This window comes from Streptomyces sp. GbtcB6 (genome assembly GCF_019091475.1).
Lineage (GTDB): Bacteria > Actinomycetota > Actinomycetes > Streptomycetales > Streptomycetaceae > Streptomyces > Streptomyces hyaluromycini.
This window is the reverse complement of sequence record NZ_JAGXJL010000084.1, coordinates 1-13,956: the sequence shown is the minus strand read 5'-3', so window position 1 is coordinate 13,956 and position 13,956 is coordinate 1. Positions and strand designations below refer to the sequence as shown.

Genomic DNA, 13,956 nt, shown 5'->3' with positions numbered 1-13,956 from the left:
TCTCATACACTCAGAGGCTCACTAGCAAGAGAGGGGAATGACGATGCTCATCGAGGGTTCCTCGGCCCTGGTGGTCGGCGGCGCGGGCGGTCTGGGCGAGGCGACGGTACGGCGGCTGCACGGGGCGGGCGTGCGGGTCGTGGTCGCCGACCTGGCCGACGACAAGGGCAAGGCCCTTCAGGAGGAGCTGGGGGTGCGGTACGTCCGCACGGACGCCACCGACGAGGACTCGGTGGCGTCGGCGGTAGAAGCGGCCGCGGAGGAGGGCGAGTTCCGTACGGCGGTGGACTGCCACGGCGGGCCGGCGGCCGGCGGGCGGTTGGTCGGCAGGGACGGGTCGCCGCTGGGCCTCGCCGCCTTCCGGACCACGGTGGACGTATACCTGACCGGCGTGTTCAACGTCCTGCGCCTGGCCGCCGCGGCCATCGCCCGCACCGCGCACGCCCGGGAGGACGGCGAACGCGGTGTGATGCTGATGACGTCGTCGATCGCGGCCTACGAGGGACAGGTCGGCCAGCTCCCGTACGCCGCCGCGAAGGGCGGGGTGAGCGCGATGACCCTGGTGGCCGCCCGCGATCTGTCGCCGCTCGGCATCCGGGTGGTGTCGATCGCGCCCGGCACCGTCCTCACGCCCGCCTACGGCAAGGCCGCCGACCAACTGCAGGCGTACTGGGGACCGCAGGTGCCCCACCCGCGCCGGATGGGGCGGCCGGAGGAGTTCGCGGCCCTGGTCCAGCACCTGTGCGAGAACGGCTACCTCAACGGCGAAGTGGTCCGCTTGGACGGGGGGTTGCGGTTCCCTCCTAAGTAACGTGCACTCCAGCGCCCCGTAAGGGGCGCGGGGCCGTATCGAACTGCGGCTACCGCCGCGTGGGCGCGACCGGCCACGACGCCGCCGCGGACGAACGACATCAGTCGCCCGCCATCTCCTGGCGGGACTTCTCCCACAGCCAGCCGGCGTAGGCGTGGAACGCCTCGCCCAGCTTGCGGTTCATCTTCCCGGCGAGTGCGCGGGAGTGGCTGCCTTCGAGGAGGGCGGCAAGCCGGAAACAGGCAAGCACCTGGTACCAGCGGAACGCGGACACGTCCCGGCCGGTCTGCTCGGCGTAGTACGCGACGAGCTCGGCGCGGGAGGGTATGCCGTCCCAGGGCTGGAGTTGGGGGTCGCTGCCGGGCGGGTCGCCGGGCTCACGCCAGGCGGTCAGGATCCAGGCCAGGTCGAGGAGCGGGTCGCCCAGGGAGGCCATCTCCCAGTCGACGATGGCGGCGAGGCGTGGCGCGTCGTGGGCGAACATGACGTTGGCGAACTGCAGGTCGCCGTGGACGATCCCGGTCGCGCCCTGTTTCGGGGCGTGCGCGACCAGCCAGTCGGCGACGGTGTCGACGTGCGGGTTCTCGCTCTCCAGGTAGGCGGGGTCGGTCCGGTAACCGTGCAGCATCTTCAGGTACTTGGGGGTCTGCCGCTCCAGCCAGCCCTCCGGACGCCCGAGGTCCGCCAGGTCGTGCGCGCCGGGGTCCACCGCGGCCAGCCGTGCGGCGCCGTCGACGAACGCGAAGGCGACCGTGCGCCGCCACTCCGGGTCCTCGGCGTACCGGCCGGGGAGCTGCCCTCGGGGCATGAAGCCGTCGATCTTCTCCAGGACGGAGAAGGGCGCGCCGAGCACCGACTCGTCCTGGACGCTGGCGTGCAGGTGCGGATGCGGTACGTCGGTGGCGGCGAGGGCGCCCAGGACGCGGCCCTCGCGGCGGAAGGCGTCGGAGGCGCCGGCCTGCAGGTGCCGGCCGGGGCGGCGCAGCACGAGTTCGGTGCCGTCGGACCTGCGGAGGGTGAACAGGAGGTTCTGCGCCCCGCCGGTGAGGGGGTCGAGGGCGATGACGGGACCGTCGCCGGGGAGGCCGGTGAGGCCGGGCCAGGCGTTGAGGCGGTCGAGGTCGGACATGGTGCTGTCGGCGCCGTGCGCCTCCTGGGAGCTCACCAGGTCACCGCCGTCTCCTTCAGGCGGTCCGCGTATTTCTCGCGCGCCGCGGCCAGTCGGGTGGGCAGGTGCGAGGAGCCGAAGAGCGGGTCCTCGGCCGGGGTGGCGTCCTTCAGGAGCAGCCGGGCGATGACGTCCTGGTGGGCCTCGGTGGGGCCGTCGGCGATGCCGAGGGTGGGACCCGAGTGCCACATCTTGGCGAGGGGCAGCTCGTTGGAGACGCCGAGCGCGCCGTGCAGGTGCAGGGCCCGGTAGGCGACGTCGACGAGGACCTTGGGTGTGGCGACCTTGACGCCGGAGACGTGCAGCCGGGCCCGGCGGGCGTCGATCGGGTCGCCGGTCTCGGCCGCCCGGTCCGTCTGCCAGGCGGCGTGCAGGACCTGCAGGCGGAACTGCTCGATCTGCACCCAGGTGTCGGCCAATTGGTGGCGGACGGCCTGCTGGCCGGAGAGCGGGCCGCCGCGGGTGCGCCGGGAGGCGATCCGCTCGGTCATCATCTCCAGGGCGCGCCGGCACTGGCCGACCGACCGCATCGCGTGGTGCAGACGGCCACCGCCGAGGCGGGTCTGCGCGATCAGGAAACCGGAGCCGGGCTCGCCGAGCAGGTTCGCGGCGGGCACGCGGCAGTCGGTGAACCGCAGATAGGCGTGGACGCCCTCGCCGAGCGGCTCGCCGGCCATGCCCGTGCCGCGCACCATCTCCATGCCGGGGGTGCCGGCCGGGACCAGGATCATGGACGCGCCCTTGTGCACGGGCACGTCGGGATCCGTGACCACCATGGCGATGACGAACGCGGCGTGCGGGTAGTTGGAGGCGAACCACTTCTCCCCGTTGATCACCCATTCCTCACCGTCCCGTACGGCACGGCAGGTGAAGCCGCCCGGGTCCGCGCCGCCGGTCGGCTCGGTCATCGCGAAGGTGGAGACGATCCGTCCGTCGAGCAGCGGCTCCAGGTACTCCTTGCGCTGCTCCTCGGTGGCGTAGTGGGCGAGGATCTCCGCGTTCCCGGAGTCGGGGGCCTGGGTGCCGAACACCATCGGCGCCCAACTGGAGCGCCCGAGTATCTCGTTGAGCAGACCGAGGTTCACCTGGCCCATGCCCATGCCGCCGAGCGAGGGCGGCAGATGGGCGGCCCACAGCCCCTGTTCACGCACCTGCCGCTGCAACGGGCGGACCACTTCCCGGAAGACCTCGCTGTCGCGGTCGTAGGGCTCGGCGTTGCCCGGGAACAGCACGTCGAGCGGCTCGATCTCCTCACGGACGAAGCGCGCGGCCCAGTCGAGCCTCTCCTGGAACGCGGCGTCGGTACTGAAGTCCCACATGACGCATCCACCTTCCGTCAGAATGCCGTTCTGAAATTAACAGAACGGCATTCTCGCGTCCAGCAACAGGACTTACCCTCTGCGGGGATCCGGGGCGCACACTCCCGCCAGCAGGAAGCCGACCAGGTGTTCGGTCTCGGCGCGCCCTGGCACCTCCTCGGTGAACAGCCAGTACTGGAGCGCCGCGACAACAGCACCGGCCGCCGTCCGGGCGGAGCGCATCGGGTCGCCCGCCCCCAACTCGGCGGCGGGCTGGGCGAACAGCGCGGCCAGGGCGTCCACCAGCGCGACGGTGACATGCGAGGCCCGGGGTGCGTGTCCGGTCGCGTTGGCCAGCACCGCCCGGGTCTGCCGGGCCAGGGTCGCGTCGGAGGCCTGCCGTACGACCGCTTCCAGCCCGGCCCGCAGCCGGGCCTCCGGCCCCCGCCCGGCGGCCCGTGCGATCCGGTGCCGCACATACCCGACGAGGGTGCGCGCGCCGCGCTCGACGATGGCCTCGACCAGGGCGTCCTTGCTCGCGAAGGAGCGGTAGAAGGCGTCGTTCGACAGACCCGCGGCGGCCACGATGTCGGCCACGCGGGGCCGGCGCCCACCGCCCGTCACCATCAGGGCCAGTCCGGCGTCCAGCAACGCCTCGGCGTCACGATCCCGAATGCTATTCTCCACATTGGAGAACGCTACTCTCACAGTCGAGAACGCTCCAGGAGGCGGGCATGGGCTACGCGGACGAGCTGTTCGACCTCTCCGGCCGGGTGGTCCTCGTCACCGGCGGCAGCCGGGGGCTGGGGCGGGCGATGGCGTTCGGGGCGGCCCGCTGCGGCGCGGACGTCGTCGTCGCCAGCCGGAAGTACGACGCCTGCGCCGCCGTGAGCACCGCGATCGAGAAGGAGACGGGGCGCGCGGCGCTCCCGTACGCCGTTCACGTGGGCCGCTGGGACGAGCTGCCCGGCCTGGTCGACGCCGTCCACGCGCGCTTCGGCAGGCTCGACGTGCTGGTCAACAACGCCGGGATGTCTCCCGTCTACGACGACCTGACCGAGGTCACGGAGAAGATGTTCGACGCGGTGGTGGGCCTCAACCTCAAGGGGCCGTTCCGCCTGTCCGTGCTGGCCGCGGCGCGGATGGCCGAGGCCGGGGGCGGCACGATCGTCAACGTCAGCTCCACCGGCTCGATCCGGCCGCGGCCTGCGATCGTGCCGTACGCGGCCGCCAAGGCGGGGCTGAACGCGGTGACCGAGGGTCTGGCGCAGGCGCTCGGCCCGGCGGTGCGGGTCAACACGCTGATGTGCGGCCCGTTCGACACGTGGGCCACCCGCGGCTGGCAGCAGGACCCGGAGCAGCTCGCCGAGGGAGTCCGCGCACACGCCCTGCAACGCATCGGGGACCCGCGCGAGGTCGTGGGCGCCGCGCTCTACCTGATGTCGGACGCGTCCTCGTACACCAGCGGGGCGACACTGCGGGTGGACGGCGGAATGCCGTGACGCGACGCCGGCATGATCCAAACGACAGGTCCCAGGTCCCGCAGGCCGACGCGGTCCTGCTGCTGGAGACGGTCCGCAAGACGGGCCTTGACCAGGCGGCATCCGCGACACTGGCGCCCTGTCGGAAGCCGCGGGCCGAGCCGTGGCTGGGTCGGTGTTCGGCGGCCCCACCGAGGCGACTCCAACTGACGCCATCCGGAGGGACGTTCGGGGGCACTGGGGAGTAGTGGCGAGGCGAAGTGACCCCTCCTCGGCCATCACGGATAGGAGGTGGTGCGGGCGACGTGGGCGTGAAGCAGACGGGGCGATGCTTCGAAACCGTGGCGGGAGTAGGCCGGGACCGCGCGAGGACTGGAGTGCACGGTGACGCGTTCGAGCCCGAGCTCCCGAGCGCGGTCGAGGACCGCATCAATGAGCATGCCGCCCAGGCCACCATCGCGTTCGGCGGGAACGACATACACACACTGCAGGTCGCCTGACGCCCGCTGCAGCGCGCGCGGGCTCGGCACCCGCGGAAGGACCGCCAACCAGGCCATGCCGATGATCACCTCGTCGCGGACCATGACCATGCAGCGATGCGACGACGCGTTCTCCCTCGCCCACACGACGAAGTGCCGTACGAACTCCTCACGCCCGGTGACGGGAACGTCCTGGTTCTCAAGGATCCACTGCCATCGAAGTTCAGCGACGACGTCGAGTTCATCAGAGGCGGCAGGACGGATGATGACGTTGTTGTCCACCCGCGCATTGTGCTGCGGTCCGCCCGATGCCGTCATCACCGCAATGCAGCCCCCCCCAACCGCCATGCTCCGCATCCCCGCCGCCCGGTGGGGCCACCGACCGCCGACCTGCTCTGAGCGGACGGTAAGTCTGGGGCTTGCGCGATGCCGACGCCTTGGGCCGGAGGCGTCAGTCGCGGTCGGACGGGTTTTCCAGCAGGTGGTCGATGTTGCGTTGGAGGATGGTCAGCGCCGTGGCCGGGGAGTGGTGGCCTGCCACCACCTGGACCGTGAGGCCGTCGGCCAGGGCGAGGAGCGTGCGTGCTTCGCACTCCGGGTCGAGGTTCCTGCGGACTTCCCGGGTGTCCTGACCGTAGCGGATGAGCCATACCACGAGGTCGTGGAGTTTGGCATAGGTGTCGTGCAGGACGGCGGCCAGTTTCTCGCTGGCAGGGGCATGGGCGACGAAGGCCAGCCAGACGTGGGCTGCGCCTTTGACTCCTCATCCAGCAGGGCGAGTCCGGCCAGGGTGTGGGACAGCAGGGTCGACGCGGCCTCGGGGGTGGCGGTGGCGGCGATGCGCCGGCTGGTGCGTTCGCTGACGTGCTGGGTGATGTGCTCCAGCGCGAAGAGCAGCATGTCCTGCTTGGTGTGGAAGCACCGCTGGACGGCCCCCATGGACACGTCGGCCTCGGCGGCGACGTCGCGGAGGCCGGATGGGGCACGAGCTTCGGTGTCGCCGGCCTCCTGCGGGCAGCCCACATGCCCGAGTGGGGCACGCTCCTGATCGGCTTCGCGGGTGTGGCCCTGCTGGGCACGGCGGCGCGCCGTCACTCCACTAGGAGGCGGGCGGATCGTCGCCCGTGAGGAGTCCGCAAGCCGACCAGCGAGCTGGGACGCTCCGGATGCGGCTGGTGTGATCACGACGTCGAGGCCGCCCTGGACAGGCCCGTTCACCGGGCTGAGCCCGCACTGCTTCGGCAAGCCCGTGACCGCCCTGCGCAGGCTCGCTCCTGTTCGCAGCCGGCCGGCCTCTACCTGGCAACCGCAACGACTTCAAGGCGTGGAAACCGTCCGGGGCGAAGGCCGCCGTCGGCAACACCGTGGTGATGGCCGACGGCGGCTACCGCGGTACTGCGCTGGCGATCCCGCACCGCCGCGAACGCATCCAGGACGAACTTCCAGCCTTGCGGACCTCGTGCTCGTCCAGCCCCACCTGCCCCTTGGCCACCTGGAACGACTCCTCCACCATCCAGCGCCGATCAGCTCGGCGAGGGTGGCGCCGGGGTGGGCGTGGCCGATGAGGTAGGCGACCTCGCATACGAGTTGACCGGTCTTCTTGTTCTTCTTGTTCGGCACGGTGGACCGGCGGATCAGCAGGTGCTGCTCCAGGCCGTGGCCGGTTTCGGCGAGGTGGACGCTCGCCCGGTCGTACTCGCGCGGGCCCTTGGCTCCGTCCGCGCAGGAGCGGCGCTCGAACGCGGCGGCGGGCACCAGGGCGTACAGCTCGCGGGCCTGCCGGGTGCGCCCATCGGGCAGCGGCAGTGCCTCGTCCTTGGGAACCGCCGGCACGTAGCGGACCCGGTGCTCCTCCAGTCAGGCGCGCAGAGCGCGGGACTGCCCGAAGACCTCGTCGGCCAGGAAGCAGGAGAACGGCACGTGAGCCGCCAGCGCCCGCTCCAGCATGGGCCGGGCCAGCTCCGGCTTGGTCAGCACTGCGCGCGCTCGCTCGGTCGGGAAGACCTGCTCGGCGCAGCGCGCCTCGTGCTCGGGCCCGGCGCCGGCCCACTCCCGCCCCAGGTACAGCTCGCGGTCGATCAACGTCCGCCCGAGCCGGGACCCGTACGAGAGGTACACGCTGACCTGGGCGTTTTCGATCCTGCCCGCGGTGCCGGTGTACTGCCGCTGCACGCCGGCGCTCTTGCGGCCCTTCTTGATGTCGCCGGTCTCGTCGGCGATGAGCACCGCGTCCGGGTCGGCCAGCGCGGCAAGGGCGATGTCGCGCACCCGGTCGCACAGCTCCCGGAAGGTCGGGTCCCCGGAGAGGTCGGTACGGAGCACGACGGTGTTCACGAAGAAGCCGACGAGATCCTCGAACTCCTCCTCGGAGCGGCCCGCGACGGCCGAGCCCAGCGGAATGTCCGTGCCGGCCCCGAGCCGTGAGAGCAGCGTCACGATCGCCGTCTGCAGCACCATGAAGACCGTCGCCCGGCTCTCCTTGGCCAGCGTGACCAGTCGGCCCTGCACAGCGGTGCCGAGCCGGAAATGGAGGCTGCCCGCGCGATGAGCCGACACGGGCGGCCGCGGACGGTCGTAGGGCAGCTCCAACTCGGGTGGCAGCCCGGCCAGGGCGGATGTCCAGTACCGCAACTGCCGTGCCTGAAGACTGTCCTGGTCATCCGGATCGCCCAGGAATTCGCGTTGCCACGCCACGTAGTCCGCGTACTGGGCGGGCAACGGTTCCTCCCAGTCCGGTTTGCTGCCCGCACACCGTGCCTCGTACGCCGTGGTGAGATCGTTGGTCAACGGCCCGACCGACCAGCCGTCGACCGCGATGTGGTGGGACGGCACCAGCAGGACGTGGTCGATCTCACAGTTCTGTCAGCGATCTCGTGAAGGCCGAGGTCACGGAGTTGTGTCGACGGGAATGCCCTGGTCATGGGGGATGTCTGCTTATCGGCCGAGGGCGTGTTCTTTCCCGGGATTCGTGGTGTGCGGGTGGAGTGTGTGGATGCGCTCGTGGGCGGGACACTGGTCCGTCTGTCCAGCACATGCTCATCGAGAGCGTGTCCGGACTGCGGTGTCGCATCATCCCGCCGGGTCCACAGCCGCTACGGTCGCCGGCTGGACGACTGTCCCGTCGCCGGCAGGCCGGTGCTGGTTCGGCTGACCGTCCGCCGGTTCTTCTGCGATACCCCAACCTGCCAACGGAGGACGTTCGTTGAGCAAGTTGACGGTGTGAGCGAGCCCTACCAGGGGGCCAGCTCAAGCCTGCGCTTCGTGCTTCGTTCCGTGGCGGCCGAGCTGGGTGGACGGCCTGGGGCACGGCTGTGCCGAAAACTCTCTGTTCCAGCAGGCCGGATGCGGCTCCTCGGGCATCTGCATGCTCCGGCCGTGCCCGACCGGGCCCCACGCGTGCTCTGCGTGGACGAGTTCGCCTTCCGCCGCGGCCGTCGCTACGGAACGATCCTCGTCGACGTCGAAACCCATCAGCTCGTCGACGTCCTGCCAGACCGGAGTTCCGAGACGCTGGCCGCTTGGCTCCGTGACCATGCCGGTGCCGAGGTCGTGTGCCGGGACCGGGCCAGTGCCTACACCCGTGCCGTCAAGGAGGCCGCCGCTGGCGCCACTGAGGTGGCTGATCGCTGGCACCTGCTGCGCAATCTGTCTCTCGCTGTCGAACGGGTCTGCCACGAACACCGCGCCTGCCTGCGCAAATACGCTGAACAACAGCGGCAAGCCCAACCGCGGCAGCTCACCTTGGAGCTCGTACCGACCACGCTGATCGTGGACCGGGTCCGACGCCGGCACGAGGTGATCAGCAGCATGGTCGAGACCGGTTACCCGATCAGTGAGATCGCTCGCCGTCTCGGACTCGACCGCAAGACCGTCCGCCGCTACCGCGACACCTACTTCGACGTTCTGCTCGCCTCAGCCCGCGACCGACGGAACGTGCCCCTCGACCGCTTCAAGTCCTACCTCCAGGCCCAGTTCGCCGCTGGCCACACCAACGCCAAAGAGTTGTACGGCCAGATCTGCGAACGCGGCTTCTCCGGCGGCTACTCAACGCTCTCCCGCTACGTGCGAACCCTGCGCGACGGCACCGCCGTTTCTGCCCCCGCACCCGTCCCGAGCCCACGCACCATCAGCGGATGGATCATGCGGCCACGCGCAAAGCTCACACCGCGTCAGGCCGCTGAGCTGGAACGCGTCCGGCTGGCCTGCCCGGACATCACAGAAGCGTGCAACATCGCCCGTGCCTTCGCCGACCTCGTCCGAAACCGCCGGGGCCATCTGCTCACCGAGTGGATCCGCCAGGGCGAACAATGCGGTCAGCCGTCGATCCGGTCCTTCGCCGGCTTCCTCCGGCAGGACCTCGACGCCGTCACCGCCGGACTTACCCTCGCCTACAGCTCGGGCGTAGTCGAAGGACATGTCTGCAGAGTCAAGCTCCTCAAGAGAAGCATGTACGGTCGCGCGTCCTTCGCGCTCTTGCGAGCTCGCATCCTGGCACGGCCCTGACCTCGGCTTTCATGAGATCGCTGCCAGAACCCTGAATGGCCGCCTCTGTTCGTCCCCCTCACTTGGTTGCGATTTCAACCGCGGGTGGGTCCCGGTGGAGCGGCGTGGCCGACTTCTGCTCCGCAAAGGGCGATCAACTCCCGTACCGTGCACGGTAATCTCGCCGGGGTGAATGGTCTCGCACCCATTGGTCCACCGGAGATCCTCGCTTCGCTCGGTGTGTCCTTCCGGCTGCACGAGCACCCTCACGTGACCAGCCCTCTGGAGGTCTGTGCCGCGTTGGGCGTTCCGCTGGAGCGAACCGTCAAGACCTTGGCATTCGTCACCCCCGAGGACCGTCTCCTGCTGGCGGTGCTGCCCGGCCATGCACGGCTGAGGTACGGCGCCCTCGCCCGCGCAGCCGGGATCCGCCGAGACGACTTGTCTCCCGCCGATGCCGGGCGGCTGGCGCGGGCGGGGATGCAGCCGGACGGGGTGTGCCCCGTGTCCGCGGACCGGGCTGCGACGGTGGTGTTCGACGAGACGGTCAGCAGTCTGGGACGTGTGCACTGCGGCAGCGGCCGGCGCGACAGCAGCATCGAGATCGAGGCAGCGGAGCTCATGGCCGCCGTCCCAGGGGCCGCTACGGCGTCGATCGGCAGCCTCCCGGCGGACGGGCCGGCATGACGACTGTCCGCGACGCCACGCCCTCGGACGCCGATGACATCTACGGTCTGCTGAGCGGGTTCGTGACGAGCTACCGGCCCGATCGAGCGGTCTTCGACGGCGCCACGTTTCCGCGGATCATCGAGGCTGCCTCGGACGGCGGCGCCGAGTTCCTGGTCGCCGAGCAGGACTCGTGCGTGGTCGGGTACCTGCTCGCGGTGCGCATGCCCACCCTGTTCGCCGGCGGAACGATCCTCGAACTGCTCGAACTCACCGTGGCCGAGCCCATGCGGGGCCGCGGTGCGGGTTCCGCGCTGATCCGGGCCGCACAGGCGAGGGCCCGGGAGGCGAAGGACGTCGAGGTGACCGTGCCGACCCGCAGAGCGGCCGACTTCTACCGCACTCTGGGGTTCCACGAGACCGCCGTTCATCTCAAATGGTCCACCACATGATCGAGAATCTGCCGACGAATCGGCCGGGCGAGACGGGCGTTGAAACCATGCAGATCCAGGGGGCAACGGCACTGGTGACCGGCGCGAACCGGGGGCTCGGACAGGTGATGGCCCGGCTGCTCCTGCAGCGCGGCGCACAGCACGTCTACGGCGGGGCCCGCGACCCGCGGTCAGTCCTCGAGCCCGGCGTGATCCCGGTCCGCCTCGACATCACCGATCCCGCCCAGGTGGCCGCGGCAGCCGAGACGTGCTCCGAGGTGACCTTGCTGGTCAACAACGCCGGCGTCCTTACCGACAGCCCCCTGCTGGCCGCGCCCGACCCGGCCGCAGCCCGTGCGGAGATGGAGGTCAACTACTTCGGCACGCTCGCCATGTGCCGTGCCTTCGCCCCGCTGCTCATAGGCAACCCACCCGGCGCTATCGTCAACGTGCTGTCCATCGCGAGCTGGTTCACCAACCCTGCGATGGGCTCCTACAGCGCCTCCAAGGCCGCCGCCTGGGCCCTGACCAACGGGATCCGCGGCGAACTTCACGACACCGGCGTCCTCGTCGTCGGCGTGCACTGCGGCTACATCGACACGGACATGGCCGCCCATGTCACCGGCCCCAAGAACACCCCGGAAGCGATCGCCGAGCAGACTTTCGCCGCCGTCGAAGCGGGCGAGACGGAAGTCCTCGCCGACGAACGCACCCGACAGGCCAAGGCAGCCCTCGGACTCACTCCCGGTACAACAGCTTCCGTCCGGCGCCCGTAACACCCCCCTCCGTAACGGCGTGTTCCACGCCACGGACCGCCGAGGGAAGAGGCGGAGCAACTTCCCCGACACCAGCCACCTCGCAGGGTGGAGAACAAGAACACGCCCTCGGCCGATAAGCAGACATCCCCCATGACCAGGGCATTCCTGTCGGCACAACCCCTTGACCTCGGCCTTCACGAGATCGCTGACAGAACCGGTCTCACCGAGCACGAACAGCCAGCAGCGGACGGGGAGTTCGGCGGCAAGGTCGAAGACATGGCGTGCCGCGCTGTCGAGATCCTCGGTCAGCCGCTCCGGATCGCTCTCCCGCACAAGGAAGACGGGCCGGGCCTGCTCGGTATCGCGTACCTGTTGGTAGAGGCTCGCCGTCGACTTCCAGAAAGCCGGTGCGCAGCACCTCGTGTCGCTCGACGACGTCGGTGAAAGCCTGGATCAGCGGATCGCGGTCGAGGCTTCCGGTCAGCCGGAGGGCCAGTGGCACGTTGTAGGCCGCGCCGTGTTCTCCGAGGACACTCGTTCCTGGTGGCGGCGCCGGTCGTTCGGTCGGCCGTGGTGAACGGCCTGACGACATCTGGGTGTTGTCACGGCTTTTCGGCCACGGCTTCGGGTTCGGGTTCAGGTTCGGGTTCGGGTTCCTTGAGCGGGATGTCGCGCATGCCGCGCAACGGTGAGAAGAACAGCCACAGTCCCGCGCAGCAGCCGCCGACGACGGCGATCCACAACGTGGTCCGGACGCCGAAGGCGGTGGCGAGCGCGCCGCCGGCCAGACCGCCGAGCGGCAGTGTGCCCCAGGTGATCCAGCGAGCGGCGGCGCTGACCCGGCCGAGCATCTCCGGCGGGCAGGCGGCCTGGCGGTAGCTGGTCAGCGAGATGCCCGCGACGGTGGAGGAGAAGGTCCACGAGATCCAGCCGATGCCGAACAGCAGGACCCACCAACCGCGCCCGGCCAGTGGGATGAGCAGACCGGGCAGCGACAGCACGGTCATCGAGATCCAGCTGATCCGCGCCGAGCCGAACCTCAGGGCGAGGTACCGTGCCGCCACGCCGCCCGCTACCCCACCGACGGCCCCCAGCGCCAGCAACAGCCCGACCAGGCCCGGCCGTAGATGCAGCGTGCGGATCAGGAACACCGGGCCGAGGGTCTCCACCATGATGACGAAGAAGTTGGCGGTGCCGTTGAACGCCACCGAGTTGCGCAGGATGGGATCGCGGAAGACATAGTCGAGGCCCTCACGGATCTGCGACCGCAGCGTGGGACGCTTGTCGGCTTGTGGCCGGGGACGGCGCGGCTCACGGGTACGGATCGCCGACAATGAGCACGCCGAAAACGCGAAGGAGAACGCGTCGGCGGCCATCGCCCCCGCGGCGCCCACCAGCGTCACCAGTCCCGCGCCCGTACTGGGTCCGGCGATCTGCGCGACCGACCGGGAGGCGGCGAGCTTGCCGTTGCCGTCCATGAGCTGGTCGCGGTGAAGGACCGTCGGCAGATAGGCCTGGTAGGCGACTGAGAAGAACACGGAGAGCACGCCGGAGACCAGTGCGACAACATAGAGCTGAGCGAGCGTCAGCGCTCCGGCGGCGTGTGCCAGCGGCACCGAGCCGATCACCACGAACAGCGCGAGGTCGCACCAGATCATCAGCCGGCGCTTGGCGATTCGGTCCACTATGGCCCCGGCCGGCAGCGCCACCAGGAGATACGCACTTGTCTCGGCCGCCGCCAATAGGCCGACCTGGAACGCGGAGGCTTCCAACAACACGACGGCGACCAACGGCAGAGCGAGAACGGTGATCTGCGTCCCCATCTCGCTGACCGTCTGGCCGCCCCATAACAGCAGGAATCCGCGATTGTGCCAGATCGAGGAACGCGTTCTACTGTCGACGGCCATTCATCAGATGGTGTCAGCGCCCCCAGCCCATGTCCATGCCACCCTCAGTCACAGACATCACCGAGATCCCGTCAGCTGTGGCGCCGCTTCTCGTCCTGCATGAGTCCGGCCCGGTACTACAGCCGGTCGTTCACGTGACGTGACGTGACGACCGGCATGAGGTGCATGCTCGCCCTGGCCTTCCTCGCCGACGTGCGGAGCCGACGCATACGCCCCCACCGACGAGTAGGAGGAGGCCGTCTCCCGCTGTCCCTGTACTGGAACCGCTGGCGCCGACGGCACCAGACCAGAGCCCGCATCAGCCACTACCGCCAACAAGACCACTCACCGTGACAACACCGGCTGTAGTACTAGGGCGTGTTTGAGATGTTGATCTTCACTGTGAAACGATCTTCGGGTGGCTCGCGGTGATCTGACAGACAAGCAATGGGTGTGCCTGGAGGCGGTGTTGCCTGAGTTGCCGGTGATGGGGCGT

15 protein-coding genes and 1 pseudogene are annotated in these 13,956 nt (G+C 69.8%); 8 read left to right on the top strand and 8 right to left on the bottom strand.

The annotated features are described in order from the left end of the window. The first annotated feature begins 43 nt into the window (after positions 1 to 43). A complete protein-coding gene (locus KVT45_RS51370) occupies positions 44 to 811 on the top strand; it encodes an SDR family oxidoreductase (RefSeq protein ID WP_217561400.1) in 768 nt (255 codons plus the stop codon). Between the two features lie 100 nt (positions 812 to 911). Here the strand turns inward: KVT45_RS51370 and KVT45_RS51365 are convergent, their stop codons facing one another. From KVT45_RS51365 to KVT45_RS51355, 3 genes are all read right to left on the bottom strand, one after another. Further along, positions 912 to 1,976 carry a phosphotransferase family protein gene (locus tag KVT45_RS51365; RefSeq protein WP_217561371.1) on the bottom strand — a complete coding sequence of 355 codons (1,065 nt, stop codon included), beginning with the start codon at positions 1,974 to 1,976 and terminating at the stop codon, positions 912 to 914. Beyond that, positions 1,973 to 3,298 (bottom strand): acyl-CoA dehydrogenase family protein, encoded by a 1,326-nt coding sequence (locus KVT45_RS51360; protein ID WP_217561369.1) that lies wholly within the window; start codon positions 3,296 to 3,298, stop codon positions 1,973 to 1,975. The genes KVT45_RS51365 and KVT45_RS51360 overlap by 4 nt, the downstream gene beginning before the upstream one ends. Before the next feature lie 72 nt (positions 3,299 to 3,370). Further along, on the bottom strand, positions 3,371 to 3,964 hold the full coding sequence (locus KVT45_RS51355) for a TetR/AcrR family transcriptional regulator (RefSeq protein WP_217561367.1): 594 nt from the start codon (positions 3,962 to 3,964) through the stop codon (positions 3,371 to 3,373). A gap of 47 nt (positions 3,965 to 4,011) precedes the next feature. Between KVT45_RS51355 and KVT45_RS51350 the strand changes: the two genes are divergently transcribed. Beyond that, complete coding sequence (locus KVT45_RS51350; protein ID WP_217561365.1) at positions 4,012 to 4,779, top strand: SDR family NAD(P)-dependent oxidoreductase; 768 nt, start codon at positions 4,012 to 4,014, stop codon at positions 4,777 to 4,779. 257 nt (positions 4,780 to 5,036) lie between these two features. Here KVT45_RS51350 and KVT45_RS51345 read toward each other — a convergent pair whose 3' ends face one another. Together KVT45_RS51345 and KVT45_RS57280 are read right to left on the bottom strand one after the other, a co-directional pair. Further along, positions 5,037 to 5,519, bottom strand: a complete 483-nt coding sequence (locus KVT45_RS51345; RefSeq protein WP_308311132.1) for a GNAT family N-acetyltransferase — start codon at positions 5,517 to 5,519, stop codon at positions 5,037 to 5,039. 169 nt (positions 5,520 to 5,688) lie between these two features. Beyond that, entirely contained in the window at positions 5,689 to 5,937 is a 249-nt protein-coding gene (locus tag KVT45_RS57280; protein ID WP_254648595.1) for a TetR family transcriptional regulator C-terminal domain-containing protein, read from the bottom strand. Positions 5,938 to 6,149: 212 nt separating this feature from the next. Between KVT45_RS57280 and KVT45_RS51335 the strand changes: the two genes are divergently transcribed. Together KVT45_RS51335 and KVT45_RS57275 are read left to right on the top strand one after the other, a co-directional pair. Next, complete coding sequence (locus KVT45_RS51335; protein WP_217561408.1) at positions 6,150 to 6,365, top strand: hypothetical protein; 216 nt, start codon at positions 6,150 to 6,152, stop codon at positions 6,363 to 6,365. Further along, positions 6,352 to 6,682, top strand: a pseudogene (locus KVT45_RS57275) (hypothetical protein); the annotation flags it as partial. The gene KVT45_RS51335 and the pseudogene KVT45_RS57275, both read left to right, overlap by 14 nt. Before the next feature lie 412 nt (positions 6,683 to 7,094). Here KVT45_RS57275 and KVT45_RS51330 read toward each other — a convergent pair. Further along, positions 7,095 to 8,072, bottom strand: coding sequence for a condensation domain-containing protein (locus KVT45_RS51330; RefSeq protein WP_302832685.1), 978 nt, complete (start codon positions 8,070 to 8,072; stop codon positions 7,095 to 7,097). An 84-nt stretch (positions 8,073 to 8,156) separates the two neighbouring features. Here KVT45_RS51330 and KVT45_RS51325 point away from each other — a divergent pair, with 84 nt between their 5' ends. The 4 genes from KVT45_RS51325 (at position 8,157) to KVT45_RS51310 (ending at position 11,592) form a co-directional block, all read left to right on the top strand. After that, entirely contained in the window at positions 8,157 to 9,740 is a 1,584-nt protein-coding gene (locus KVT45_RS51325) for an ISL3 family transposase (RefSeq protein ID WP_217561361.1), read from the top strand. A 249-nt stretch (positions 9,741 to 9,989) separates the two neighbouring features. Further along, entirely contained in the window at positions 9,990 to 10,406 is a 417-nt protein-coding gene (locus KVT45_RS57940; RefSeq protein ID WP_217561359.1) for a YbaK/EbsC family protein, read from the top strand. After that, positions 10,403 to 10,837, top strand: a complete 435-nt coding sequence (locus KVT45_RS51315) for a GNAT family N-acetyltransferase (RefSeq protein WP_217561357.1) — start codon at positions 10,403 to 10,405, stop codon at positions 10,835 to 10,837. Before KVT45_RS57940 ends, KVT45_RS51315 begins: the two co-directional genes overlap by 4 nt. Beyond that, a complete protein-coding gene (locus tag KVT45_RS51310; RefSeq protein WP_308311131.1) occupies positions 10,834 to 11,592 on the top strand; it encodes an SDR family oxidoreductase in 759 nt (252 codons plus the stop codon). Before KVT45_RS51315 ends, KVT45_RS51310 begins: the two co-directional genes overlap by 4 nt. Positions 11,593 to 11,794: 202 nt before the next feature. Here the strand turns inward: KVT45_RS51310 and KVT45_RS58570 are convergent, their stop codons facing one another. After that, on the bottom strand, positions 11,795 to 12,166 hold the full coding sequence (locus tag KVT45_RS58570) for a condensation domain-containing protein (protein ID WP_368857570.1): 372 nt from the start codon (positions 12,164 to 12,166) through the stop codon (positions 11,795 to 11,797). Between the two features lie 10 nt (positions 12,167 to 12,176). Further along, positions 12,177 to 13,481: an MFS transporter gene (locus KVT45_RS51300; RefSeq protein ID WP_217561353.1), complete on the bottom strand. Its 1,305-nt coding sequence runs from the start codon at positions 13,479 to 13,481 to the stop codon at positions 12,177 to 12,179. Positions 13,482 to 13,956: the final 475 nt, after the last annotated feature.